Raw genomic sequence first — 25,537 nt, forward strand, 5'->3', positions numbered from 1 at the left:
GTCAACGAAGGAGAGACATGGGCGCAACGAGGCGTCTCGGCCGCGCCGGGCTGGCGTTGCTCGTCGTGGCGGCGCTCGGCCTGGTCACCGCCTGCGCGGGCAAGGTGGGCGAGAACGGCCGGTTCGGCGTCGTCTACATGGACGCGCAGGGCTACTACGCCGGCGTGCGGGCCGGCATGCAGCAGGAGGCCGAGGCCCTCGGCCGCGTGCCACAGTTGCTGCAACTCAACGCGCAGGGCGACGCGTCGAAGGAGAGCACGTTCGTCGACCAGGTGAGTGCCGCGAAGGTGGACGCGCTCATCCTGTCCCCGGCGTCGGCGACCGCTTCGGTGCCTGCGATCCGCCTCGCGCACGCCAGCGGCATCCCCGTCATCTGCTACAACACCTGCATCGCCGACGAGAGCGCCCGCAAGTACGTCTCGGCGTACGTGCTGGGCGATCCGGTGCGCTTCGGCGCCCTGCTCGGCGACCAGGCCGCCGACCACTTCCTCGCCGCGGGCAAGACCGCGCCCAAGATCGCCGTCGTCAACTGCGAGTTCGTCGAGGTCTGCGTCCAGCGCAGGCTGGGCTTCGAGCAGGCGCTCAAGGCCAAGCTCCCGGCCGCCGCGATCGTGGCGAACCAGGAGGGCGCGACGATCGACGACGCGGTCGATGTGGCCGAGCGGATCCTCACCGCGCACCCCGACGTGGACGCGTTCTACGGCGAGGCCGGCGGCGCCACCATGGGCGCGGTCCGCGCCGTGCAGGCCCGCGGCAAGGTCGGCCAGACCGTCGTGTTCGGCAGCGACATGTCGACCGAGGCGGCGCAGGCGCTGGCCGCGAACACCGTCCTCAAGGGAGTCGTCGACATCTCCGGCATCGCGGTCGGCAAGCTCGCCGCGAAGGCCGCCGACCAGGTGCGGCGCGGCGAGCTGACCGAGTACACGGTCGTGCCGGCGCCGATCGACCTCTACGCCTCGCCCGAAGACGGCCGCGCCTGGCTGAGCGCGCACCCGGACGGTGTCCCGTGACCGTCCACACCAGACCGCAGAGCGAAGGAGAAGCCGTGGCTGTCAACGTCATCGAGGTCGAGGGCGTCACAAAGCACTACCCCGGCGTGCAGGCGCTCACCGACGCCGCCATGACCATCCGCGAGGGCGAGATCCGCGCCCTGCTCGGCCGCAACGGCGCGGGCAAGTCGACGCTCATCCGCGTGCTGTCCGGTGTGGAGCGAGCCGACGCGGGCACCGTCACCGTCGCGGGCGAGCGGCTCGGCGACGGCGGCGTGCGCCGCGCGGCCGAGCTCGGCGTCAGCACCGTGCACCAGGAACTGAGCCTGGTCGCCGAGCTCAGCGTCGCGGAGAACCTCTACCTGGGCCGCTGGCCGCGACGCGGCGGCGCGGTCGACTACGCCACGATGCGCGCCGGCGCGCGGGCGGTGTTCGGCAGGCTCGGGCTGGACATCGACCCGGCCGCGCCGGTCGGCGAGCTGTCGCTGGCGCACCGGCAGCTTGTGGAGATCTGCCGCGCGGTGCGGGAACAGCCCCGGCTGCTGATCCTCGACGAGCCCACCAGCGCGCTCGCCGCGGGCGAGGTCGACATCGTGCTCGACACCGTCACCCGCATCGCCGCCGAGGGCGTGGCCGTGCTCTACGTCAGCCACCGGCTCGAAGAGATCCGCCGCATCGCCCACAGCGCGACCGTGATGCGCGACGGGCGGGTCGTGGACACGGTCGACGCGACCGACACCGGCACCGACCGGATCGTCCAGCTCATGCTCGGCGACTCCGCGACGGCCGCGCAACGCCCGCCCGCGCGCGAGGTCGATCGGACCGGCGTGCCGGCGCTGTCCGTGCGCGGCCTGTCGGTGCCGCCCAAGGTCCTCGACGTCTCGTTCGACGTGCACCCGGGCGAGATCCTCGGGCTCGGCGGCCTGCTGGGCTCGGGCCGCACCGAGGTGCTGCGCGCCATCGCCGGGTTCACCCCGGCCGCGGCGGGCACCATCGCCGTCGACGGCCGGGACGTCACCCGCCCGACCCCGGCGGTGATGAAGCGCCTCGGCGTCGGCATGACCCCGGAGGACCGCAAGGACGAGGGTGTCGTCCCGCTGCTCGGGGTCGACGAGAACCTCGTGATGTCGGAGTTCGGCACCGTGAAGTCCGGGCCGGCCATCCGGCCGGCGCGCGTCCGGCGGGCGGCGCGGCGGCTCATCGAGCGGCTGTCCATCGCCACCGCGGCGCCGGAGACCCCGATCGTCAACCTCAGCGGCGGCAACCAGCAGAAGGCCGTGATCGGCCGCTGGCTGCACGCGGGCAGCCGCATCCTGCTGCTCGACGAGCCGACCCGCGGCGTGGACGTGCAGGCCAAGGCCGAGATCTACCGCCTGGTGCGGGAGGTCGCCGACGCCGGGGCCGCCGTCGTGTTCGTCTCCGGCGAGCTCGAGGAGCTGCCCCTGGTGTGCGACCGGGTGCTCGCGCTGCGCGCCGGGCGCGTCGCCGGCGAGCTGACCGGCGCGGGCCTGACCACCGATTCCGTGCTCTCCGCCGCGATGGCGGCCTGAGAAACAAGGGAAGACCATGACCGTTATCGACTCCCCGGCCGAGCAGCGTCGCAGCCGGGCGGGCCGCCGGTTCGGCGGGCGCTCGCTCAACGAGATCGGCCTGATCGCCGCGATCGTCGTGCTCTACATCGCGCTCGGCAGCAGCGCCGCCGGGTTCCTCAGCCTGGACAACCAGCTCGGCATGCTCCGCGACGCCGCCACCGTCGGCATCGCCGCGTGGGGCGTGACCCTGGTGATCATCGCGGGCGAGATCGACATCAGCATCGGCCCGGCCGTCGCGTTCTCCTCGGTGCTGGTGGCCAAGGGCGCGGCGGAATGGGGCCTCGGCGTCGCAGGCGGCATCCTGCTGACCCTGCTCGCCGGTCTCGCCTGGGGCGCGCTGGCCGGCTGGCTGCGCGCCCGGTTCGACGTGCCGTCGTTCATCGCCACCCTCGGCGTGTGGAGCGCCCTGGGCGGCCTCGGTCTCTACCTCACCGACGCGCTGCCGGTCGTGTTGCCCGACAGCGGGCTGATGACCGTCCTCGGCGGTTCGGTCCTGGGCATCCCGACCCCGGCGATCATCATGGTGGTGCTGTTCTTCGTCTTCGCCTACGTCGCCCGCTACACCGCCTACGGCCGCTCGGTCTACGCGGTGGGCGGCAACGCGCCCGCGGCGCGGATGGCGGGCATCAACCTCGCGAAGATCCGCATCCTGCTGTTCGCCACCACCGGCCTGCTCTCGGCGATCACCGGGATCCTGCTGGCCGCCCGGCTCGGCTCCGGCAACGGCGGCGCGGCCTCCGGGCTGGAGTTCGACGTCATCGCCGCGGTCGTCATCGGCGGCACCGCGCTCGCGGGCGGACGCGGATCGATGCTCGGCACGCTGCTGGGCGTCGTGTTCATCACCGTCATCGGCAACGGGCTGGTGCTGCTCGGGGTGGACTCGTTCCTGCAGAACGTGGTGCGGGGCGTGATCATCGTGGTGGCCGTGCTGGTGAACGTGATCATCACCAAGCGGGCGCGGGCGACGAGGGAGAGCTAGTGAGCGACCAGATGAGGGGCGTCTACCTGCCCGGGAACTCCACGGCGGTGCTGCGTGACCTGCCGGTGCCGGAGCCGGGTCACGGCCAGGTGCTGGTCGAGGTCGGCGCGTCCGGGATCTGTGGGTCCGACATCGGCTACATCTACCACGAGCACAAGGGCCACCGCGGCGTCGACGGCCCCGCCTACCGCGGCGTCGTCGCCGGTCACGAGCCGTCCGGCCGGATCGTCGCCGCGGGTCCCGGCTGCCGCCGGTTCGGCGTGGACGACCGGGTGATCGTCTACCACATCGCCGGGTGCGGGGTGTGCGACAACTGCCGCCGCGGCTACCTGATCAGCTGCACCGGCCCGCAGCGCCAGGCCTACGGGTGGCAGCGCGACGGCGGGCACGCCCACTACGTGCTGGCCGAGGAGTCGACCTGCGTGCCGCTGCCCGACGAGCTGTCCTACGTGGACGGTGCGCTGATCGCCTGCGGCTTCGGCACCGCCTACGAGGGCCTGCGGCGCATCCGCGTCAACGGCGACGGCGACCTGCTCGTCGTCGGGCTCGGCCCGGTCGGGCTCGCGGCAGGCATGATCGGCAAGGGCATGGGCGCGCGCCGGATCGTCGGCGTGGAGCCGTCCCCGCAGCGGCGGGAGTGGGCCGCCGGACTGGACGTGTTCGACGAGGTGGTGACCCCGGACGCGGAGGTCGCGCCGGTGTTCGCCACCACGATCGACTGCTCGGGTTCGCGTGCCGGCCGTGGCACCGCGATCGCCGGTGCGGCGGAGTGGGGCCGGGTGTCGCTCGTCGGCGAGGGCGGCACGCTGGAGACGGAGGTCTCCGACGCGTTGCTGCACAAGCAGTTGACGCTCTACGCCTCCTGGGTCACGTCGGTGCCCGCGATGAGCGAGCTGGCCGTCAACCTCGCGCGCTGGGGACTGCGGCCGGAACGGGTCGTCAGCGACCGGTTCCCGCTCGGTGAAGCCGACAAGGCCTACGCGCTGGCCGCGGGCGCCAGCGCGGGCAAGGTGGTCCTGCTGCCATGATCGACCGCGACGGCGAGGTGCTCTGGCTGGACAACGGCCTGGTGCGCCTCGGCCTGGTGCCCGCGCTCGGCGGGCGACTGCTGTCCCTGTCCACTCCGGACGGGCGCGAAGTGCTGTGGCGCAACGAGAAGCTGCTCACCGAACGGCTGGAGCTGCGTCAGGAGCACCGGCCGCACGGGGGCAGCCTCGGCGACTGGGTGAACTACGGCGGCGACAAGACCTGGCCGGCGCCGCAGGGCTGGGAGCGGGCGGACCAGTGGGCCGGGCCGCCCGACGCGGTGCTCGACTCCGGGCGCTACGAGGTCACGGCCGAGCAGACCGCGGACAGCGCCATGGTCACCCTGACCAGCGGCGACGACCCGCGCACCGGCCTGCGGCTGACCCGGCGTTTCGAGCTGGGCCGCCGCAGCGGCTACCGGATGACGCTCACCGCCCGCAACACCAGCGCGCGCACGGTGCGGTGGGCGCTGTGGAACGTGACGCAGCTGGGGCCGGGCGAGGTGCGCGTGGACGGCCCGGCCGAGGTCACCGAGCTGCTCGCGGGAACCGCTTTCCCGGAGTGGCACGAGGTGCCCGGCGGGGTGCGGGTGCCCGCCCAGGACGTGGTCGGCAAGCTCGGCTTCCCGGGCGCCACCGGGCGGATCACGCACACCGCGGACGGCCTGACCTGGACGCAGACGTTCGCGGTGGACGAGGACGCCGAGTACCCGGACCGGGGGTCGCGGGCCGAGGTGTGGCTGGAGTGCCCGCAGCCGCGGCCGCTGGCCGCGCTCGGCGACCTGGACCCGCCGGCGCGGATCGTCGAGTGCGAGGTGCTCGGCCCGCTGACCACGCTCGCGCCCGGCGAGGCGACGACGTTGACGATCGACTGCACGATCGAGGGGGAGTGATGCGGGGAAAGGTCGCGGTGGTCACGGGCGCCGCGCAGGGAATCGGAGCGGCGACCGCGATCCGGCTCGCCGCCGACGGCGCGGCTGTGGCGCTGCTCGACGTCGCCGACGCCACGGACGTCGCCCGGCGGATCACCGACGCCGGCGGCCGGGCGCTCGCGCTGACCTGCGACGTCAGCTCCGAGGCGGACTGGGCCGCCGCGCTGGAACGCTGCCGGGCCGAGCTGGGGCCGGTCGACGTGCTGGTCAGCAACGCCTACACCGTCGACGTGCGGCCGGCGCACGAAACCACGCTGGCGTCCTGGGAGCGGCAGTTGTCGGTCAACCTCACCGGCACGTTCCTCGGGTTCCGCGCCTGCCTCGGCGACCTGTCGCGGGAGGCCCGCGGCGCGGTGGTGCTGACCTCGTCGGTGCACGCGCTGGTCGGCCTGCCAGGGCGGCCCGCGTACGCGGCGACCAAGGCGGCGCTGACCGGGCTCGCGCGCCAGCTCGCCGTCGAGTACGGCACCGTCCTGCGGGTCAACTGCGTGCTGCCCGGACCGGTCCTGACCGCGGCGTGGGACGGCATCGGCGAGGACGACCGGCGGCGCAGTGCCGAGGAAACCGCCGTGAAAAGGTTGGGCACTCCGGAGGAAGTCGCGGCGGCGATAGCGTTCCTGGCCGGTGACGACGCCTCGTTCGTCACCGGCGCGGCGCTGACCGTCGACGGCGGCTGGAGCGTCTACAAGAGGTCTTCGTGAGGAGGTACGGGGGATGACCGCCTACAGCGGCCGGGGCGTGCACGGGCAGACCGTGGCCACGCTCGGCGCGCGTATCGTCGCCGGGGAGATCGCCGAAGGCGCCGTGATCGACCTCGCCGAGCTGGGGCGCGACCTCGACGTCAGCATGACCGTGCTGCGTGAAGCACTGAAGGTGCTGGCGGCCAAGGGACTGGTCGAGGCGCGCCAGAAGCGGGGGACGTCGGTGCGGGCGCGGGTGCACTGGAACCTGCTGGACAGCGACGTGATCCGCTGGCGCAGCGAAGCCGGCGACACCGCGGCCGTGCTGCGCGACCTGGCGGAGGTGCGGGCCGTGGTCGAGCCGGCGGCGGCGTCGATGGCGGCGCTGCGGCGCGACGAGGACGACCTCGCCGAGCTGGACGCGGCGCTGGCGGACATGCGCACCGCGGTCGGCCCGGCCGCGCAGGTCGCCGCGGACCTGCGCTGGCACCGCGCGCTGCTGCGGGCCACGCACAACGAAATGCTGTCCCGGATGGACGTTTTCATCGAGCCCGCGCTGCGGTTGCGCGACGCGCTCGTGCACGAGGCGCACGACGACGACCCGGAGCCGAGCCACGCGGTGGTCGTGGACGCCGTGCGCCGGGGCGCGCCGGAGGAGGCCGCGGCCGCGGTGAGCGCGCTGCTGGACAAGGCGTCCTCCGACGTCGCCGGGATCATCGGGGAGAAGGACGCGTGAAGATCGTTTCGGTGGAGACGTTCCTGGTGCCGCCGCGCTGGCTGTTCTGCCGCGTGGCCACCGACGACGGTCTCGTCGGCTGGGGCGAGCCCGTCGTGGAGGGGCGTGCGGAAACCGTGCGGGCGGCCGTCGACGAGTTGTCCGACCTGCTGCTGGGCCGGGACCCGCGCCGCGTCGAGGACCTGTGGCAGGTGATGACCAAGGCCGCGTTCTACCGCGGCGGGCCGGTGTTGTCGAGCGCGGTGGCCGGGATCGACCAGGCGCTGTGGGACATCCTCGGCAAGTCGCTCGGGGTGCCGGTGCACCAGCTGCTGGGCGGCGCGGTGCGGGACGAGGTGCGGGTATACGGCTGGATCGGCGGCGACGAGCCGTCCGCGGTCGCCGAGGCAGCCGCGGCGCAGGCCGAGGCCGGGCTGACCGCGGTGAAGATGAACGCGTCCGGGCGGATCGGGCGGATGCCGAACCGGGCCGAGGTCGACGAGGTGGTGTCGCGGCTGGCGGCGGTGCGCGAGGTGCTGGGCGATTCCCGGGACGTGGCGGTCGACTTCCACGGCCGGTTCGGGGTCGCGGCGGCGCGGCGCGTGATTCCGGAGCTGGCGCCGTTGCACCCGTTGTTCGTCGAGGAGCCGGTGCTGCCGGAGTACGCGCACCGGCTCGGCGACGTGGTGTCGGCGAGCGCGGTGCCGGTGGCGTGCGGGGAGCGGTTGTACTCGCGGTCGGAGTTCCTGCCGGTGCTGCAGGCGGGTGTCGCGGTGGTGCAGCCGGATCTTTCGCACGCGGGCGGGATTTCGGAGGTGCGGCGGATCGCGTCGCTGGCGGAGACGTTCGACGCGCTGATCGCCCCGCACTGCCCGCTCGGGCCGCTGTCGCTGGCGGCGAGCCTGCAGGTCGCGTTCGCCACGCCGAACTTCCTGATCCAGGAGCAGAGCATCGGCATCCACTACAACGCCGGGGCCGAGCCGCTGGACTACCTGGCCGACGTGCGGCCGTTCGCGTTCCACGACGGCGCGATCCGCCGGTGGGACGCGCCGGGGCTGGGGGTCGAGATCGACGAGGACGCGGTGCGCAAGGCCGACGCCGTGGGTCACCGGTGGCGGCCGCCGGTGTGGCGGCACCCTGACGGATCGTTCGCGGAGTGGTGATGAGTCCGGAGTGGACAGTGTTGTCGGCCGAGCGGTTCGAGCTCGGCGAGGGTTTGCGTTCGGTATCCGGTGGTCTGGTGATGACGGACATCCTCAGTGGACGGTTGCTGTCGGTGGACACCGGCGAGGTGCTGGTGTCCCTGGACGAGCCGCTGGGCGCGGTGGCGCCGCTGGCCGGGGGCGGATGGATCGCCGCGGCCGGGCGGGGGATAGCGGTGCTGGACGGCGGGGTGCGGTGGCTCGCCCGGCCGGTTGATGCGTCGATGCGGATGAACGACGGCGTGGCGGACGCGTCGGGGCGCTTCTGGGCGGGCGCGATGGCGTGGGACGCGCGGCCGGGGGCGGGGCGGCTGTTCCGGGTCGATCCGGACGGTTCGGTGCACACGGTGCTCGACGGCCTGACCGTGCCGAACGGCCCGGCGTTCTTCGGCGACACGATGTACCTGGCGGACAGCGCGGCCGGGGTGATCCACCGGTACGAGGTGTCCGAGGCGGGGGAGCTCGGCCCCGGTGAGCTGTTCGCGCGCGTCGAGGAGGGCAGCCCGGACGGGATGACGGTCGACGCGGAGGGCTACGTGTGGTCGGCGATCTGGGGAGCGTCCCGCGTGGTGCGTTTCGCGCCGGACGGGACGGTCGACCGGGTGCTCCCGGTGCCTGCCGTCCAGCCGACGAGTGTCTGCCTGGCGAGTGGCCGGCTGATCGTCACGTCGGCGACGCACGGGCTGGCCGCGCCGGGTCCGCTGGACGGCGCGGTGCTGGCGACGCCGTGTTCTGTGACGGCGGCACCCGCGTGTGCAGCCCGTGTGCGGCCCGGCTTGCCCACGGTTCGGCTGGGCAAGACCATCACGCCCGAGGACGTCCGTTCGCTGGACGACTGAGTGGGTGCGGTCGCCTCCCACGGCGAATCGGCACGTCCGGCGCCGTCAACGGGGGCGGACGGGGCAGTGCTGGACCTGCGGCGGCTGCCTGTCCGGCTCGCGTGGGAGCCGGGTGCGCCGCCGCTGGGGAGGGCCGGGTGTGGGCTGCCCCGGCCGCGTAGGCGCGCGTGACAGGATGGCCGCATGGTTGCCGGATCCGCGGGTCGTCCCTGGCGGGGTGTCGACGCCGATGAGCGGCAGGCCCGCCGGCGGGAGCGGCTCGTCTCGGCGGCCTTCGACATCATGGGCACCGACGGCGCCGCCGCGGTGACCATGCGCGGCGTCTGCCGCGCCGCGAAGCTGACCGAGCGCTACTTCTACGAAAGCTTCGCCCGGCGCGAGGACCTGCTGGTCGCTGTGCTGGAGGACGTTGCCGGGCAGGCTCGTGAGGTGCTGCTCGCCGCGCTCGCGGAGGCCCCGGACGACACCGCCGCGATGGTCCGCCACGCCGTCGCCGAGTTCACCGCCTTCGTCACCGGCGACCCGCGCCGCGGGCGCATCCTCTTCGTCGAGTCGCTGGCCGCGCCGGAGCTGTCCACCCGCGGCGGCGAGCTGGTCGGCGAGTTCACCGCCACCATCGCGCAGGCCCTGCGCAGCCCCGCGCTGGCCGGCGAGAACGCCGACGACCGCGACGTGGACCTCAACGCCCAGGCGGTTTTCGGTGCGCTGGCCTACCTGTTCCAGGGCTGGCTCGCCGGGCGGCTGGACGTGTCCCGGGAGCGGTTCGTCGCCCACGCGGTGCAGGTGATCGAGCACCTGGCGCGGGCGCACTCCGCCTGACCTGGCCCGCACACCGGCGCATCCGCCCGGCTCATGGCACCTCGCCGCGCGCGCCGCCTGAGCTGGCCGCCGCCCCGCGGGCGCGCGCCGCCTGGCCTGCCCTACGCAGGCGCATCCGCCCGGCTCATGCCACCTCGCCGGCGCACGCCGCCTGACCTGGCCCCCGCCCCCGCGGGCCCACTCCGCCTGACCTCCCCCGCGCAGGCGCATCCGCCCGCATCCGCTCGACCTGCACCACCCCGCGAGCCCCCCGACACTCCTCCCCAAGTTGACATCGCCTGATGTTGACATCACTCGATGTCTCTTTTACCGTCGGCGGAGTATCAGGCAGCGAGGAGGCTTCCATGCGTGAGCGAGTCCGGGTGGCGATCATCGGCGCCGGGTTCGGGGGGCTGGGCACCGCGATCGGCCTCAAGCGCGCCGGCATCGACGACTTCGTCGTCCTCGAACGTGCCGCCGACGTGGGCGGCACCTGGCACGCCAACACCTACCCGGGCGCGCAGTGCGACATCCCGTCCATCCTGTACTCGTTCTCGTTCGCGCCGAACCCGCGCTGGAGCCGCCTCTACCCGTACCAGCCGGAGATCCGCGACTACCTGCGCCGCTGCGCCGAAGACTTCGGCATCACGCCCCATCTCCGCCTGCGCCACGAGGTCCGCGAAGCGAGCTGGCGGGACGGCGCCTGGCACATCAGCACCGACCGGGGCGCCTGGGAAGCGCAGGTGCTCGTCGGCGCGATCGGCCCCTTCAGCGAACCCGCGGTGCCGGACCTGCCGGGCCTGAACCGCTTCCGGGGCACCACCTTCCACACGTCCACTTGGGACCACGACCAGAACCTCGACGGCCGGCGCATCGCGGTCGTCGGCACCGGTGCCTCCGCCGTGCAGATCATCCCGCAGCTGCAGCCGCGGGTCGCGCGCCTCACCGTCTTCCAGCGCACCCCGACCTGGATCATGCCCCACCCGGACCGCCCGGTCACTGGCCTGCCGCGCCGCCTCCTCGGCCAGGTCCCCGGCGCGTTGAGCCTCGCCCGCACCGGGTTCGACCTGGTGCAGGAAGCCCTCGTGCCGGGCCTGGTGCACCAGCCGCTGCTGCTCAAGGGCATGGAGGCCGTCGCCCGCGCCCACCTGCGCCGCCAGGTCCGCGACCCGCGGCTGCGCGCCAAGCTCACCCCGTCCTACGCGTTCGGCTGCAAGCGCCCCACCTTCTCCAACGCCTACTACCCGGCGCTGGCCCAGCCCAACACCGACGTCGTCACCGAGCCGATCAAGGAGGTGACCGAACGCGGCATCGTCACCGGCGACGGCGCCGAGCACCCGGCCGACACGATCGTCTTCGGCACCGGTTTCCGCATGACCGACCACCCCGGCTTCACCCGGCTGCGCGGCCGGGACGGCCGCACCCTGGCCGAGGTCTGGAACGGCAGCCCGCGCGCCTACCTGGGCACCACGGTCGCCGGTTTCCCCAACTTCTTCCTGCTGCTCGGGCCGAACTCGGTCGTCTACACCTCCCAGGTCGTCACGATCGAGGCCCAGGTCGCCTACATCCTCGACTGCCTGCGCGAAATGGACCGAAGAGGACTGTCCACACTGGAGGTGAAGGCGACCGCGCAGCAGGACTACGTGCGGCGCGTCGACCACGGCCTGCGCAACTCCGTGTGGAACACCGGCGGCTGCCGCAGCTACTACCTCGACTCCGCGGGCCGCAACTTCACCTTCTTCCCCGGTTTCAACCGCACCTTCCGCGCCACCACCCGGCGGGTCGACCTCGCCGACTACCACCTGGAGAGGACGGCGTGATGTTCCGCATCGGCAAACCCCGCATCGACCCCCGCGGCGCCCGGCGCTACACGGAGGAGGCCTACGCGATCGCCGCGCGCGACGTGCACTTTTCCTGGGACGACGTGCCCCTGCACTACATTCCCGGCGAGCCCATGGCGACGCACCTGATCAACGTGATGCACCTGGTGCTCCCCGAGGGCGAGCGCGCCATGTCGGCGGCACTGGCCGAGGCGCTGCCGCTGATCGACGACCCGCGGCTGCGCGAGGAGGTCACCGGTTTCGTCGGGCAGGAAGCCGTGCACGCCTCGTCCCACGAAGGCGCCCGGGGCCACCTCGCCAAACTCGGCCTGCCCGTCGAACCGGTCGCCCGCAAGATGGACTGGCTCGTCGACCGGGTCCTCGGCGACCACGGCCTGTCCGGCAAGGCGAAGCACGCGTGGCTGTGCGAGCGGCTCGGCCTGTTCGCCGCGATGGAGCACTACACGGCGGTGGTGGGGGAGTGGCTGCTCGGCGCCGACCACCTGGAGCGCGCCGGCATGCACCCGGTCATGCTCGACCTGATCCGCTGGCACGGCGCCGAGGAGGTCGAGCACCGCAACGTCGCCTTCGACGCCTTCATGCACGTCGACGGCGGTTACGCGCGACGGGTGCGCACCGCGTTGATCGCCAGCTTCACCCTCGCCGTGCTGTTCGTCGGCACCGGCCGCTACCTCTACAACGCCGATCCCACCCAGGACAAGGGCGGGCCGTGGTGGCGCGAACTGATCAGCGCCACCCGCCGCGGTGTGATGCCCAAGCTGTCGATCTTCCTCACCGAGATCCCGAAGTACTTGCGGCCCAGCTTCCACCCGTCGCAGATGGGCAGCATGGACGAGGCCGTCCGCTACCTGGCCCAGTCGCCGGCCGCCAACGCCGCATGACCACCGCGGGCATGCGCCTGGCCGCGGCGGCCAGCGGCGCGTACCGGCGGGTGTTCGCCGCCGGGCCGGTCGCGCCGCTGCTGTCGCGGCCGAATCCGGTGCGCCGCACCGGTTACGACCTCGACGTGGTGGTCCAGCGGGTGCGGCAGGAGGCCGAGGACGTCGTCAGCCTGACGTTGGCGGGCGACGACCTGCCGGCGTGGCTGCCGGGCGCGCACCTGGACGTGTTCCTGCCGTCGGGGCTCCAGCGCGCGTATTCGTTGTGCGGCGATCCTGCCGATCCGTTCTACCGCATCGCCGTGCGGCGTCTCGGTGCGGGCTCGCGGGAGATGCACGACCTGCGAGAAGGCGACCGGCTCCGGGTGCGCGGGCCGCGCAACGCGTTTTCCCTGGTCGGGAACGCGCCGTCCTACCTGTTCGTCGCCGCGGGCATCGGCATCACGCCGATCCTGCCGATGGCCCGTGCTCGCCAGGGGCGACTAGTCTACTTGGGACGGTCGCGGGCGACCATGCCGTTCCTGTCCGAACTGGACGACGCCGAGATCCGCCCCGACGACGAGTGCGGTCCGCCCGACCTGCGGGAGATCCTCTCCCTCGCCGGGCCGGGGGCCGCGGTGTACCTGTGTGGTCCACCACCGTTGATGGCCGGAGCGCAGCGGATCCTGCGCGCGATCAACCCCACGGCGTCCCTGCACACCGAGCGGTTCAGCCCGCCGCTGGTGGAGGGCGGGAGGCCGTTCGAGGTCCACCTGCGCCGCAGTGGGAAGACGGTGGAGGTGGGTGCGGAAGAAAGCGCTCTCGCCGCGATCGGCCGGGTGCTGGACGTGCCGTACTCGTGCCGTCAGGGGTTCTGTGGCACCTGCAAGGTCCGCGTGCTCGACGGCGACGTGGATCACCGCGACCGTCTGCTCACCCCCTCCGAACGCGACGACGCGATGCTCGTCTGCGTCTCCCGCGCCACCGGCCGTCTCGTTCTCGATCTCTGAGGAGTGTCATGACTGTCGTCGACCACGACGTGACCACCGGCGTCACGGCCGCCGTGCAGGCAGCGCGGGCGGCCGCGCCGGGCTGGGCCGAGCTCGGCTTCACCGGGCGGTCCCGGCGCTTGCGAGCCTGGCGGCGGGCCATCGCCCGGGGCGCGACCGAGCTGGCCGGGCTGATCCACCGCGAGATGGGCAAACCGCTGCCGGACGCGATGCTGGAGATCGCGATGGCGCTGGAGCACCTGGCGTGGGCCGAACGCAATGCCGAGGCCGTGCTCGGCCCGCGCACGGTGCGGCCCGGCGCGCTCACCGCCAACCACAAGTGCGTGGTCGAGTACCGGCCCTACGGCGTGGTCGGTGTGATCGGGCCGTGGAACTACCCGGTCTTCACGCCGCTGGGCTCGATCGCGGCCGCGCTCGCCGCGGGCAACGCGGTGGTGTTCAAGCCCAGCGAGTACACGCCCGAGGTCGGCCGCCGGCTGGGCGAGGCGTTCGGCGACGCGTCGGTGCTGGGGGTCGTCACCGGCGACGGCCGAACCGGCGCCGCGTTGTGCCGGTCCGGTGTGGACAAGATCGGCTTCACCGGCTCCACCGCGACCGGCCGCCGGGTCATGGCCGCCTGCGCCGAGTCGGTCACGCCGGTGCTGATGGAGTGCGGCGGCAAGGACGCCCTGCTCGTGGACGCCGACGCCGATTTGGACGCGGCCGCGGACGCCGCGGTGTGGGGCGGCATGTCCAACGCCGGTCAGACCTGCCTGGCGGTCGAGCGGGTGTACGTCCACCGGGACGTGCATGACGCGTTCCTGGAGAAGGTCGTCGCTCTGGCGCGTGGGGTGCGGGCCGGCGAGCACATCGGGCCGGTCACCATGCCCGGCCAGCTGGAGGTCATCGACAGCCACATCCGCGACGCGCTGGACCGCGGCGGCCGCGCGGTGCTGGGCGGGCCGGACGCCGTGCGGGGCCGGTTCGTCGAGCCGACCATCCTCACCGGCGTGCCCGAGGACAGCGCCGCGGTCACCGAGGAGACGTTCGGGCCCACTCTGACCGTGACCGCGGTCGCCGACATGGACGAAGCGGTCGAACTCACCAACCGCAGCCGGTACGGGCTCGGCGCGACGGTCTTCTCCCGCCGCAACGGCGAGGCGATCGCGCGGCGGATCCGGTCCGGCGCCGTGTCGGTCAACGCCTTCGTCGCGCACGCGACCGTGCCCGCGCTGCCGCTGGGCGGCACCGGGGCGTCCGGCTTCGGGCGGGTGCACGGCGCGGACGGGCTGCGCGAGTTCGCCTACCCGCGCGCGACCACCGCGCAGCGGTTCCCGTCACCGGTGCCGTTGACGTCGTTCCGCCGGCCGCCGTGGGCGGACACGCTGGTGCGGGTGCTGATCGCGGTCCGGCACGGGTGGCGGTGACCGTGGTGCTCGCGACACTGCGCGACCTCGGACTGCCGCTCCCCGGCGGGCGGACCTACCGCGTCGCGGGACGGACGGTGCTGATCACCGGCGGCGGCGCCGGCATCGGGCGCGCGCTCGCGCGCGTCCTGCACGCGCGGGGCGCGGTGGTGGCGCTCGTCGACCGCGACGGCGCCGCGCTGGAGGCGGCCGCGGAGGAACTGGGGGACCGGGTGCTCACCGCGGTCGCCGACGTGCGGGACCGGGACGGGGTCGCGTCGGCGGTGCGTGGTCTGGCCGGCCGCGCGGGCGGGCTGGACGTGGTCGTCGCCAACGCCGGGGTCACCCCGCCGCCCGCGACGCTGCGGCAGATCGAGCCGGGCGAGTTCGACCGGGTGCTGGCGGTCAACGTCACCGGCGCGTTCAACACCGTGCGGCCCGCGCTGGACCACCTGATCGCCCGGCGGGGGCACGTGGTGGTGGTGTCCTCGGCGGCGGCTTTCGTGCCCGGCCCTGGCGGCGCGGCGTACATGGTGAGCAAGGCGGCGGTCGAACAGCTGGGCCGCGCGTTGCGGCTGGAGCTGGCCGGGCACGGCGTGACGGCCGGGGTCGCCTACTTCGGAGTCGTCGACACGCAACTGGCGCGCACCACCCTCGACGACGACCCGCTCGGGCAGGCGCTGGAGAAACGCCTGCCACGGCCGCTGCGCCGCCGCATCACGGCCACGGAGGCGGCCACCGTGCTGGCCGACGCGATCGCCCGCCGCGCGGGGCGCACGCTCGCGCCGGCGGCGTGGCAGCCGTGGGCGCTGCTGCGCGGGGTGGTGAACGTGGCCGCGGACGCCTACCTGGCCGCCGACCGGACGACGCAGGCGCTGATCCGCGAGCTGGAGGAGCGGGGGAAGGCGGGGTGATGGCCGGTGCCCGGGGCATCGGCGGCGGCAGGGGCACCGCGCGATGGCGGCGAGCGCCGCGCAGCAACGCGCGGCGGCGCGTTCCGTGCGGCGCGGCCCGGTCGGTTGTTCACCGGACCGCGGGCTCGCGGCCGACATTCCACTTCACTGCGCGATCGCGCCGGGAGTTTCGGGCCGGCCGCGGGTGGTGCGCGCGTGGGGGTGCTGCCGACTCTCGCCGCCGCGTGCCGTCGCCGCCGCGTGGCGGCGCGGGTGATGATGCCGCCGCGTGCGGGCGGTGGCCGTGCGACGCGCTGGCACCGCCGCCTCCCCGTGCGGGCGATGGCGCCACCTCTCCGCCCGGGCCGGTGAGGGCCGCATGAGCTCGTGGCAGTCCCGGCTGCTGGCGCAGGCCACGTCCCGCACCATCCGGCCCCTGATCGCCCGCGCGCCGATCACCCCGCTCACTCTCCGGGGCGCGCGCTGGGCCATCGACCGCGCGGTCGCGGGCACTGGCCGCCTCCCGGCCGGCACCACCTGGCGCCGAATCGAACTTCCCGCGTGCGGCGCCGAGTTCGTGTGCCCCGCCGAACCGGCCGCCGTCACGGTGCTCTACTTCCACGGCGGTGGCTTCATCGCCGGCTCCGCGCGTGCCTGGCGTCCCTTCGTGGCCGGTCTGCGGATGCCCGTCCTGTCCGTCGACTACCGCCTGGCCCCTGAGCACCGCATCAGCGACGCGATCGGCGACGGCCTGTCCGCCTACCGCTGGCTGATCGAGCACACCAGCACCCCGGTCGTCTTCGCGGGTGACTCCGCCGGCGGTGGGCTCGCGATCTCCGTCGCGCTGCGCGCCCGCGACGAAGGCCTTCCCGTGCCGGACGGTCTCGCGGTGATCTCGCCGTGGGCCGAACTCGGGCCGGCTCGCCCGGGCCCCGCCGACGCGCTGCTGTCGACCGCCTGCGTCGACCGGGTCGTCCGGCTCTGCGGCACCGGGCCGGAACCGTCGGCGGCGCGGGCCGACCTGCGCGGGCTGCCACCCACGCTCGTCGTCGCCGGGGAGCGGGACCTGCTCGCCGCCGACAGCCACCTCGTCGCGCGGCGGTTGCGTGACGCCGGCGTGCCCTGCGAACTCCGCGTCTGGCCGGGACAGGGCCACGCGTTCCCGCTCGCCCGCGCCCTCCCCGAGTCCGCCGCCGCACTGGCGGCGATCACCAGTTTCCTCACTACCCGGAGCAGATCCCCGTGCCCTACACCGCCGTCGAGTACGCCGTCCGCGACAAGGTCGCGACCATCACCCTGAACCGGCCCGCCGCGCGCAACGGCTACACCGTCACTATGGCGGGGGCAGCAGGATCGTGGCGCCCACGCCGACGGCCGCGCCCTGGACGGCGGCGATGACCGGCTTGTTCATTGCGCAGATCGCGATCACGCACCGGTTCAGGGGCTCCACGAAGGACTCGTCGACTACCGGCTCGCCACCGCCGACGCGCGGTTCGGGTTCGTCTTCACCCGCCGCGGCATCGTCCCGGAGGGCGCCTCGACCTGGTTCCTGCCGAGGCCGGTGGGCATGGCGAATTCGCGACCGGCTCGCCGGCCGCGCGCACGAGCTGGCGCGGGAACTGGCCGCCACGGTCGCCCCGGTGTCGGTCGCGCTCACCCGGCTCATCGCGGAGATCCGCACCAGCCCGGACGCCGACTTCCCCGGGCGCGTCCGCACCGACCTGCCGGACCACCTGACCTGGCCCGGAAGTTAGGGTTGCCCGGTGAGTGCGACCCTCCAGGCCAAGGACCTGACCGCGGGCCACGGGCACCGCACCCTCTTCTCCGGTCTCGACCTGGTGGTGGCGCCCGGTGACGTCGTCGGGCTGGTCGGCGTCAACGGCGCGGGCAAGTCCACGCTGCTGCGGATCCTCGCCGGGGTCGACAAGCCCGAGGCGGGCGAGGTCCGGCTCACCCCGCCCGCGGCGACCGTCGGGTACCTGCCGCAGGAACCGGAACGCAGGCCGGGCGAGTCGGTGCGCGAGTTCCTGGCTCGGCGCACCTCGGTCGCGGCGGCGCAGGCGGAGCTGGACGCGGCCACCGAGGCGCTGACCGCGGGCGCCGACGGAGCCGACGACCGCTACGCCGTGGCCCTCGACCGGTGGCTGGCGCTGGGCGGCGCGGACCTCGACCACCGCGCCGAGGAGGTCGCGGTCGAGCTGGGCCTGTCGGTGGACCTCGACCAGCCGATGACGTCGCTGTCCGGCGGGCAGGCCGCCCGCGCCGGGCTCGCGTCGCTGCTGCTCAGCCGCTACGACGTGTTCCTGCTCGACGAGCCGACCAACGACCTCGACCTGGACGGCCTGGCGCGGCTCGAGCGGTTCGTCACCGGGCTGCGCGCGGCGACCGTGCTGGTCAGCCACGACCGGGAGTTCCTCGCCCGCACCGTCGACCAGGTGCTGGAGCTGGACCTGCCGCAGCAGCAGGTGCGGCTCTACGGCGGCGGGTACGAGTCGTACCTGGAGGAGCGCGCCGTGGCGCGGCGGCACGCGCGCGAGAACTACGAGGAGTACGCGGCGACGCGCGCTTCGCTGGAGGAGCGGGCGCGCACGCAGCGCGCCTGGATGGAGAAGGGCGTCCGCAACGCCCGCCGCAAGGCCGCGGACAACGACAAGGCCGGCCGCAAGTTCCGCGCGGAGGCCACCGAGAAGCAGGCCGCGAAGGCCCGCCAGACCGACCGGATGATCGAACGGCTGGAGGCCGTCGAGGAGCCGCGCAAGGAGTGGGAGCTGCGGATGGAGATCGCCGCGGCTCCGCGGGCCGGCGCGGTCGTGGCGACGCTGCGGGGAGCCGTGGTGCGGCGGGACGCGTTCACCCTCGGGCCGGTGGACCTGCAGATCGACTGGGCCGACCGGGTGGCGATCACCGGTGCGAACGGGGCAGGCAAGTCGACGCTGCTGGCCGCGCTGCTCGGGCGGGTTCCGCTCGACGCCGGGTCGGCGTCGCTGGGGTCCGGGGTGGAGGTCGGCGAGGTCGACCAGGCGCGCCGGCTGTTCCTCGGCGACCTGCCGCTGGCCGAGGCGTTCGCGCGGGAGGTCCCGTCCCTCGCCGACGCCGACGTCCGGACGCTGCTCGCGAAGTTCGGCCTGGCGGCCGCGCACGTGCTCCGCCCCGCGGCGACGCTGTCCCCGGGCGAGCGCACCCGCGCGGCGCTCGCGCTGCTGCAGGCGCGCGGGGTGAACCTGCTGGTACTGGACGAGCCGACCAACCACCTCGACCTGCCCGCCATCGAGCAGCTGGAGTCCGCTTTGGACAGCTACCGGGGCACGCTGCTGCTGGTGACCCACGACCGGCGCATGCTGGAGGCGGTCCACGTGACCCGGCGGCTGGAGGTCGTGGACGGCAAGGTCACCGAGCTCTGAGCCGTGACTTTCTCCGCCCCCGCGACGAGGTGACGCGCCCGGGCATGGGGCGCACGCTGCGGCGATATCGGTTCACGTATCGCCGAACGGGTGGCGTGGTCTTGGACAGGCGTACCACTTCGGTGCTGGGGTGGCGCCCTGAGAACGAAGAAGTGGCTGCTGACCTGCGGCGTGCTCGCGGTGATCGCGATCGTCACGGCAGCGATCGTGGTGCTGCGTGGCCGCCCGGGCGGCGCACCCGCCGGGGACGGTGTCGCGGCGGCGGTCGGGCAGTACCTGCGCGCGTGGTCGGCAGGCGACGACCGGCAGGCCGGTGCGCTGACCGACGATCCCCGTGGCGCCGGCACGGTGCTCGCCGCGTCCCGGTCGGGTCTCGGGGCCTCCGCGGTGACGGCGACGCTCCAGGACGTCAGCGGCGACACCGCGCGCGTCCGTGTCGAGTGGACACTGGGTCAGGGCCGGGTGTGGACCTACGACACCGCGCTGACCGTCGTCCCGGGTGACGGCGCACCACGCGTGCACTTCACCCCGGCGGCGATCCACCCCGAGCTCGGCGAGGGCGACCGGCTGGTCACGCGCTCCGCGGCCGCCGGGGTCGCCCTCGTGGACCGGGACGGCGAGCCGTTGCTGCGGTGGGGCACGAGCGGCCCGGAGGCCGTCGAACCGTCGCTCGCGCCGTTGATCCTGCCCGGGCTCGGGCGACTGCTCGCGATCGACAGCACTGCCTGGACCGTGTCGCGGGTCGACCGGCAGGGCCGGGAAGAAGTGCTCCACCGCGCCGGGCAGCCGCCCGCAGCGCCGATGAGAACCACGCTGAGCCGCACCGTTCAGCGGGCGGCGCAGGCTGCGGTGGACGGTGCGCCGGGGCCCGCGATGCTGGTCGTGATCCAGCCGTCCACCGGGGACATCCTGGCCGTGGCGCAGAACGCGCAGGTCACCGACGGCAACCCGCTGACCGGCCTGTACGCCCCGGGATCCACGTTCAAGATCGCCACCGTGACCGAGGCGCTGGAACGGGGACTCGCGCGCGCGGACGAGCAACTGCCGTGCCCGGCGACTGTCCGGATCGGGCAGCGGACCATTCCCAACGAGGACCTGTTCGCCTTTCCCTCGCTGCCGTTGCACTCGGCGTTCGCGCACTCGTGCAACACGACCTTCGCGCAGCTGGCTTCGCGGCTGCCCGCGGACGGGCTGGCCGAGGCGGCCGGACGGCTGGGCCTGAACGCCGACTTCACCATCCCGGGCATCACCACCGGGAGGTCGTCACCGGCGGCACCGCGACCGGCCTGCGGGCGAGCGGAACCGTGCACGGCAAGACGGGCACGGCGCAGTACGGCGACGGCAGCCAGGCGAACGGCTGGTTCGTGGGCTACCGGGGGGACGTCGCGTTCTCGGCGCTGACCCTCGCGACCAACTCGTCGAAGCCCGCCGTGGCGCTGTCCGCGGCCTTCCTGAACCGGCTGCCCTGACCGCCGTGCGGCCCGAAAGATCCGCTTCGCGCCCCGTTCACCCTGGCGACCGGCCCCATCCACCGGCGGTGGCTAGACAGTGTCGGTGCCGGAGAAGGGAAACCGATGAAACGACTGCTGTTGCTGATCTTCGCCGTGGTCGTGGCGGGCGGTGCGCTGCCGGCGACGGCGGCGCCGCGGGTGCAGCCGCTCGAACACGCCCACGCCCACAACGACTACGAGCACGACCGCCCGCTGGCGGATGCTCTCGACCACGGCTTCACCTCGGTCGAGGCCGACGTGTGGCTGGTGGACGGCGAACTGCGAGTGGCGCACGACCTCGTCGACGCGCGGCCCGGGCGCACCCTGACCAGCCTGTACCTGAAGCCGCTCGCCCAGCGGGTGCACGCGGGCGGCGGCCGGGTCTACCCGCGGTGGCGCGGGTCGTTCCAGCTGCTGATCGACATCAAGAGCGACGGCCCGTCGACGTACCAGGCCGTGGACGCGGCGCTGCGCGAGTTCCGGTTCATGCTCACGCGGTGGACCAACGGGCACGAGCGCAGCGGCGCGGTCGAGGTGGTCATCAGCGGCAACCGGCCGCGTGCGGACATGCTGGCGCAGCGCAGCAGGCTGGCGGGCTACGACGGGCGGCTGGCCGACCTGGGCACCGGCACGCCGGCCGGTTTCATGCCGCTGGTGAGCGACAACTGGAGCAACGCCTTCACGTGGCAGGGCGTGGGCCCGATGCCGTCGGCCGAGCGGGCGAAGCTGCAGGGGATCGTCGCACAGGCGCACGAGGCCGGCTACCGGATCCGCTTCTGGGCGACGCCCGACACGCCGGGCGCCGCGCGGGAGGCGGTGTGGCGGGAGCTGCTGGCGGCCGGGGTGGACCACATCAACACGGACGACCTGGCCGGGCTGCGGGAGTTCCTGCTGGCCAACGACCCAGCCGAGCGCCGGGCGGCTTGAGCCGGTTGGTGAGGGCGGCTTGAGCCGTTCACCACGGAAGGTGGTGGCTGGGCGCGGGCGGCGGCTTGGTTCCGGGGGTGGGGCCGCCGCCGGTGCTGCGGTGCATGGACTGGCCGGCCGCCGGATCTTCAGGTGGGTGGGGGCGGGGTGGCCCGTCACCATCGGTGGGTGGGAAACGAACTGCCGGTGGGCCGGACGGTTGAACCCGAGTCGGCTGGGCTTCGGCCCGCCGCCAGCGGCGGCGGGGTCGCGCGGCCCGGCCACGGGAGTTCCTGCTGGCCAACGGCCCGGCCGAGCGCCGGGCGGCTTGATCCGGTTGGTGAGGGCGGTGCGAGCCGCCCTCATCAACCGTCCGGAACTCGCTGTCCGTCAACCAGTCCTACGCAGCCGGATCGAACGGAATCCCCGCCGGCTTGGCTTTCGCCAGGTTGCTCGCGAACGCACTGTCCTTGATCGCGAAGCTCGCGGATCCGAAGTCCGCACCCATCAACCGGTCGCGGATGCCCGCCGGGTAGTTGTCCCAGCTCACCAGGTCCGGGTACTGCCACGTGCCGTAGTGGTTTTCCGGCGTCTCGGTCATCCCCGCGAGGCGGAAGCAGTGCGTGCTCGCGCCGTCCTTGTGGTAGACGACCTTCGCGTGCGTGCCCTCCCAGCCGACCTGCGCGCGCGGGTAGGTGGAGTACTCGCCGTGCGCGGACACCGACACGTACTCCGCCTGGCCGCCCTGCACCCAGACCACCACGTGCTCGATGTCGTGCCGGTGCCCGCAGCAGTCGATGCCCGGCACCGCCTGGTCCTTCTCGAAGTACAGGTCGTAGACGTAGGCGCACCAGCCGTTGTTGCACTTCGACCGCGAGTACGAGTTCGTGTTGTCCAAATCGGACTGGTCGTGGCAGTTGCCGTTCAGGGCGCCGGAGTTGTTGAGCCCCGGGTTGAGCGTGCCGTCCGGGCCGATGGCGGGCGTCGGGTAGCAGCCGTCGCCGTCGTAGTCGAACGCGGGCTGCCACTTGCCGTCCTCGGCGGCGTAGCTCGCGGGAAGCGCTTTCGGCGGCTCGGCCCACGCGGCGGCGGGCAGCAGGACGGTGAACAGGGTCGCGATCACGGTGACGACAGCGGCTCTTCTCGCGCGCATGACTGACCTTTCCCTCGGCGATCTCGTGGGAAAGTACCGGGATCGATCCACAGCCGGTGGTCCCGCGCGTGAACAAGTGCTTACGGACCGCTCCCGAGTTGCGCTACTCTCCAGTAGGTAGCCGCTTCCAACGGAGGAAGACCATGCGTGCTCGCGCGTTCCTGCTCGGTGCCCTCATGCTCGCCGCCGCGCCCACGGCCGCCACCGCCGAGCCGGCCCTGCAGGAGGTCCTGCTCGTCGGCAACAACTGGGAGGGCACGGCCGACGTCCTCGCCTCGACCGGGGACTTCCACCGCATCGGCCGGATCGACGTCGTCCCGGACAAGGACGAGCGGCTGCGCGAGATCTACCTCAACCCGGTCCGGCTCGCGTTCTTCCTGGGCATCCGCGAGACCGTGGGCGAGGGGCACGACCAGTTCGTCGACGACATGTACTCCACCCCCGACGGCTCCGCGATCGTGGTGTCCCGCCCCAGTTTCGCCGACGTGGTCTCGATCGACACCGGCACCGGCGCGATCAACTGGCGCTTCCCGGTCTCCGGTTTCCGCGCCGACCACATGGCCGTCTCGCCGGACGGGCTGCGGGTCGCGGTGTCGGCGTCCACCAGCAACCGGGTGCACGTGCTGGACATCCGCACCGGCGCGGAACTGGGCTCGTTCGCCACCGGCGACAAGCCGCACGAAAACGTTTTCTCCGCCGACGGCCGCTACCTGTGGAACATGTCCATCGGGGAGGTCAACAACGACCTCGACGCGCCGTTCCTGGACCCGCTGAAGGGCGATCGCCGCATCACCGTGGTCGACGCCACTACGTTCCGGCAGGTGCGGATCATCGACATGCGGCCGCGGCTGGACGCCTTCGGGGCCGACCACTCCGACGCCGTGCGCCCGGTCGCGTTCAGCCCGGACGAGTCGGTGCTCTACTTCCAGGTGTCGTTCTTCAACGGCTTCTTCGAGTACGACGTGCCCGGCGACCGGATCACCCGCGTGAAGACGCTGCCGAAGAACCCGGCGACCAGCGACGACCGCACCACGTTCGTCAACGACTCGCGCCACCACGGCCTGTCGATGAACCCCGCGGGCACGAAGCTGTGCGTGGCGGGCACGATGGACGACTACGCGACGGTGGTCGACCGCGCCACCCTGCGGGAGGGCCCGCTGGTGACGGCGAGGAAGCCGTACTGGGCCACGGTCAGCGGCGACGGCGCCGCGTGCGTCATCTCCGAGAGCGGGACCGACCAGGTGACCGCGATCGACTTCGCGACCGGGCAGAAGATCACGTCCGTGCCGGTGGGCGACCACCCGCAGCGGGTGCGGCTGGCCCACCTCCCGGCTGGCTGGACCGGGGTCTGACCGGTCAGGTCTTCTTGCGGCGCGCGGTGGCCGAGCGCGGCGGAGCGGCGCGCATCCGCTCGCGCACCCCGCTCAGGATGCCGCTCAGCGTGGTGAGGTCCCGCCGGGACAGCCCCTCGAACAGCATCGTGCGCACCACGTCGACGTGGCCGGGCAGGACGCGGTTCACCATGTCCCGGCCGGCGTCGGTGATCGTCACCGTCACGCTGCGCTCGTCGTCCTCGGACTGGCGGCGGGTGACCAGCCCGGCCTTGTCCAGCAGCCCGGCCTGGTAGGTCAGGCCGCTGCGGCTGTAGACGACCCCGTCGGCCAGGTCGGTCATCCGCTGGCTGCCGCCGGGGGAGTTCGCGAGCCGGGCGAGGATCTGGAACTGCACCCAGCTCAGCGGCCCGCTCGCGCGCAGCTGCTGCTCCACCGCGTGCTGCAGGAGGCTGCTGACCTCCATCAGCGCGAAGTACGCGTCCAGCTGCTCCGAGTCGAGTGCGTCGTGGCTCACGCCCGGAATTCTACTTGCTTCGACTTCGAAGCGTGCTATGGTCGGGAGGTGCTTCGAATTCGGAGCAAACGTCGAATCGAGGAGTGATCATGAGAGCAGTGCGGTACAGCGAGTACGGCGGCCCGGACGTCCTGCGCCACGAGGAGGCCGAGCGGCCCCAGCCAGGGCCGGGTCAGGTGCTGGTGCGGGTCGCGGGCACCAGCTTCAACGGCGTGGACGCCCTGGTCCGCGCGGGTGTGCTGCGGGAGGTCTTCCCGGTGCGCCTGCCCCACACCCCGGGCGTGGACGTGTCCGGGACCGTCGAGGAGACCGGCGACGGCGTGACCGGCTTCCGGCGCGGCGACGCGGTGATCGGGTTCCTGCCGATCGTCGACGGCGGCGCGGCCGCCGAGTACGTACTGGCCCCGGCCGAGGTGCTGGCGGCCGCGCCGGAGTCCGTCCCGCTGGCCGACGCGGCGGCGCTTCCGGTGGTGGGCCTCACCGCGTGGCAGGGGCTGTTCGAGCTCGGCCAGGTGCGGCCGGGACAGCGCGTGCTGGTGCACGGCGCGGGCGGCGCGGTCGGTGGTTACGCGGTGCAGCTCGCGGCTCAGGCCGGGGCGACGGTCATCGCCACCGCCCGCGACGAGCACGCCGGCCGGCTGTGGTCCTACGGCGCGGCGCAGGTCGTCGGCCGCGAGGCGTTCGGCGAGGTGCGGGAGCCGGTCGACGTGGTGCTGAACCTGGCGCCAGAGACCCCGCCCGAGCTGACCCCGCTCGTGGGCGCGGGCGGGATCGTGGTGACCAGCGCGACGCCGCCGGAACCCGACGAGGCCCGCGGCGTGCGCGCCGAGCGGGTGTTCGTCCGCAGCGACGCCGGGCAGCTCCGGCACCTCGCGGAGGAGGTCGACGCCGGGCGGCTGCGCATCCACGTCGCCGACCGCCGCCCGCTTGCCGAACTGCCCGCGGTCCACGAGGCGGCCGGCGCCGGGAAGCTCGCCGGCAAGACGGTGCTCGTGCCCTGAC

General features: G+C 73.5%; 23 protein-coding genes and 1 pseudogene. 22 read left to right on the forward strand and 2 right to left on the reverse strand.

From position 1 onward, the window contains the following. Nucleotides 1-17: 17 nt before the first annotated feature. The 20 genes and pseudogenes from AMY39116_RS0327605 (at nucleotide 18) to AMY39116_RS0327710 (ending at nucleotide 21,555) form a co-directional block, all read left to right on the forward strand. Nucleotides 18-1,010, forward strand: coding sequence for a substrate-binding domain-containing protein (locus AMY39116_RS0327605; protein ID WP_020420845.1), 993 nt, complete (start codon nucleotides 18-20; stop codon nucleotides 1,008-1,010). Nucleotides 1,011-1,045: 35 nt separating this feature from the next. Continuing rightward, nucleotides 1,046-2,539, forward strand: a complete 1,494-nt coding sequence (locus AMY39116_RS0327610) for a sugar ABC transporter ATP-binding protein (RefSeq protein WP_020420846.1) — start codon at nucleotides 1,046-1,048, stop codon at nucleotides 2,537-2,539. 16 nt (nucleotides 2,540-2,555) lie between these two features. Next, on the forward strand, nucleotides 2,556-3,560 hold the full coding sequence (locus AMY39116_RS0327615; protein WP_020420847.1) for an ABC transporter permease: 1,005 nt from the start codon (nucleotides 2,556-2,558) through the stop codon (nucleotides 3,558-3,560). After that, nucleotides 3,560-4,588, forward strand: a complete 1,029-nt coding sequence (locus tag AMY39116_RS0327620) for a zinc-binding dehydrogenase (RefSeq protein WP_020420848.1) — start codon at nucleotides 3,560-3,562, stop codon at nucleotides 4,586-4,588. Before AMY39116_RS0327615 ends, AMY39116_RS0327620 begins: the two co-directional genes overlap by 1 nt. Further along, on the forward strand, nucleotides 4,585-5,478 hold the full coding sequence (locus AMY39116_RS0327625) for a DUF4380 domain-containing protein (protein WP_020420849.1): 894 nt from the start codon (nucleotides 4,585-4,587) through the stop codon (nucleotides 5,476-5,478). The genes AMY39116_RS0327620 and AMY39116_RS0327625 overlap by 4 nt, the downstream gene beginning before the upstream one ends. Further along, nucleotides 5,478-6,218, forward strand: coding sequence for an SDR family NAD(P)-dependent oxidoreductase (locus AMY39116_RS0327630; protein WP_020420850.1), 741 nt, complete (start codon nucleotides 5,478-5,480; stop codon nucleotides 6,216-6,218). The genes AMY39116_RS0327625 and AMY39116_RS0327630 overlap by 1 nt, the downstream gene beginning before the upstream one ends. A 13-nt stretch (nucleotides 6,219-6,231) precedes the next feature. After that, nucleotides 6,232-6,933 carry a FadR/GntR family transcriptional regulator gene (locus AMY39116_RS0327635; protein ID WP_020420851.1) on the forward strand — a complete coding sequence of 234 codons (702 nt, stop codon included), beginning with the start codon at nucleotides 6,232-6,234 and terminating at the stop codon, nucleotides 6,931-6,933. Further along, on the forward strand, nucleotides 6,930-8,075 hold the full coding sequence (dgoD, locus tag AMY39116_RS0327640; RefSeq protein WP_020420852.1) for a galactonate dehydratase: 1,146 nt from the start codon (nucleotides 6,930-6,932) through the stop codon (nucleotides 8,073-8,075). The genes AMY39116_RS0327635 and dgoD overlap by 4 nt, the downstream gene beginning before the upstream one ends. After that, nucleotides 8,075-8,953: an SMP-30/gluconolactonase/LRE family protein gene (locus AMY39116_RS0327645; RefSeq protein ID WP_039791789.1), complete on the forward strand. Its 879-nt coding sequence runs from the start codon at nucleotides 8,075-8,077 to the stop codon at nucleotides 8,951-8,953. The genes dgoD and AMY39116_RS0327645 overlap by 1 nt, the downstream gene beginning before the upstream one ends. 183 nt (nucleotides 8,954-9,136) lie before the next feature. Next, nucleotides 9,137-9,772 (forward strand): TetR/AcrR family transcriptional regulator, encoded by a 636-nt coding sequence (locus tag AMY39116_RS0327650; protein ID WP_020420854.1) that lies wholly within the window; start codon nucleotides 9,137-9,139, stop codon nucleotides 9,770-9,772. 344 nt (nucleotides 9,773-10,116) lie between these two features. After that, nucleotides 10,117-11,571 (forward strand): NAD(P)/FAD-dependent oxidoreductase, encoded by a 1,455-nt coding sequence (locus AMY39116_RS0327655; RefSeq protein WP_027936264.1) that lies wholly within the window; start codon nucleotides 10,117-10,119, stop codon nucleotides 11,569-11,571. Continuing rightward, nucleotides 11,571-12,473: a metal-dependent hydrolase gene (locus tag AMY39116_RS0327660; protein ID WP_020420856.1), complete on the forward strand. Its 903-nt coding sequence runs from the start codon at nucleotides 11,571-11,573 to the stop codon at nucleotides 12,471-12,473. The genes AMY39116_RS0327655 and AMY39116_RS0327660 overlap by 1 nt, the downstream gene beginning before the upstream one ends. Next, entirely contained in the window at nucleotides 12,470-13,459 is a 990-nt protein-coding gene (locus AMY39116_RS0327665; protein WP_027936265.1) for a 2Fe-2S iron-sulfur cluster-binding protein, read from the forward strand. Before AMY39116_RS0327660 ends, AMY39116_RS0327665 begins: the two co-directional genes overlap by 4 nt. 8 nt (nucleotides 13,460-13,467) lie before the next feature. Beyond that, nucleotides 13,468-14,865 (forward strand): aldehyde dehydrogenase family protein, encoded by a 1,398-nt coding sequence (locus AMY39116_RS0327670; protein WP_020420858.1) that lies wholly within the window; start codon nucleotides 13,468-13,470, stop codon nucleotides 14,863-14,865. A 5-nt stretch (nucleotides 14,866-14,870) separates the two neighbouring features. Continuing rightward, nucleotides 14,871-15,758, forward strand: a complete 888-nt coding sequence (locus tag AMY39116_RS0327675; RefSeq protein ID WP_235716233.1) for a short-chain dehydrogenase/reductase — start codon at nucleotides 14,871-14,873, stop codon at nucleotides 15,756-15,758. 358 nt (nucleotides 15,759-16,116) lie between these two features. Then, a complete protein-coding gene (locus AMY39116_RS43650) occupies nucleotides 16,117-17,037 on the forward strand; it encodes an alpha/beta hydrolase fold domain-containing protein (RefSeq protein WP_020420860.1) in 921 nt (306 codons plus the stop codon). Between the two features lie 463 nt (nucleotides 17,038-17,500). After that, a complete protein-coding gene (locus AMY39116_RS0327700) occupies nucleotides 17,501-19,138 on the forward strand; it encodes an ABC-F family ATP-binding cassette domain-containing protein (protein ID WP_020420864.1) in 1,638 nt (545 codons plus the stop codon). Between the two features lie 210 nt (nucleotides 19,139-19,348). Beyond that, nucleotides 19,349-20,335, forward strand: a pseudogene (locus AMY39116_RS43655) (penicillin-binding transpeptidase domain-containing protein); the annotation flags it as partial. A 107-nt stretch (nucleotides 20,336-20,442) separates the two neighbouring features. Then, nucleotides 20,443-20,607 (forward strand): hypothetical protein, encoded by a 165-nt coding sequence (locus AMY39116_RS47635; protein ID WP_235716234.1) that lies wholly within the window; start codon nucleotides 20,443-20,445, stop codon nucleotides 20,605-20,607. A 105-nt stretch (nucleotides 20,608-20,712) separates the two neighbouring features. Then, nucleotides 20,713-21,555 (forward strand): phosphatidylinositol-specific phospholipase C/glycerophosphodiester phosphodiesterase family protein, encoded by an 843-nt coding sequence (locus AMY39116_RS0327710; protein WP_020420866.1) that lies wholly within the window; start codon nucleotides 20,713-20,715, stop codon nucleotides 21,553-21,555. 379 nt (nucleotides 21,556-21,934) lie between these two features. Here the strand turns inward: AMY39116_RS0327710 and AMY39116_RS0327715 are convergent, their stop codons facing one another. Beyond that, nucleotides 21,935-22,687 (reverse strand): NPP1 family protein, encoded by a 753-nt coding sequence (locus AMY39116_RS0327715; protein WP_027936266.1) that lies wholly within the window; start codon nucleotides 22,685-22,687, stop codon nucleotides 21,935-21,937. A 143-nt stretch (nucleotides 22,688-22,830) separates the two neighbouring features. Here AMY39116_RS0327715 and AMY39116_RS0327720 point away from each other — a divergent pair, with 143 nt between their 5' ends. Then, nucleotides 22,831-24,039, forward strand: coding sequence for a YncE family protein (locus AMY39116_RS0327720; protein WP_020420868.1), 1,209 nt, complete (start codon nucleotides 22,831-22,833; stop codon nucleotides 24,037-24,039). A 4-nt stretch (nucleotides 24,040-24,043) separates the two neighbouring features. Here AMY39116_RS0327720 and AMY39116_RS0327725 read toward each other — a convergent pair whose 3' ends face one another. Continuing rightward, entirely contained in the window at nucleotides 24,044-24,535 is a 492-nt protein-coding gene (locus tag AMY39116_RS0327725; protein ID WP_020420869.1) for a MarR family winged helix-turn-helix transcriptional regulator, read from the reverse strand. 89 nt (nucleotides 24,536-24,624) lie between these two features. Here AMY39116_RS0327725 and AMY39116_RS0327730 point away from each other — a divergent pair, with 89 nt between their 5' ends. After that, on the forward strand, nucleotides 24,625-25,536 hold the full coding sequence (locus AMY39116_RS0327730; RefSeq protein WP_027936267.1) for an NADP-dependent oxidoreductase: 912 nt from the start codon (nucleotides 24,625-24,627) through the stop codon (nucleotides 25,534-25,536). The last annotated feature ends 1 nt before the right edge of the window (nucleotide 25,537 follow it).

Origin of the sequence: Amycolatopsis sp. ATCC 39116 (genome assembly GCF_000231075.2) — a bacterium.
In the GTDB taxonomy this organism is placed as follows: domain Bacteria; phylum Actinomycetota; class Actinomycetes; order Mycobacteriales; family Pseudonocardiaceae; genus Amycolatopsis_E; species Amycolatopsis_E tucumanensis.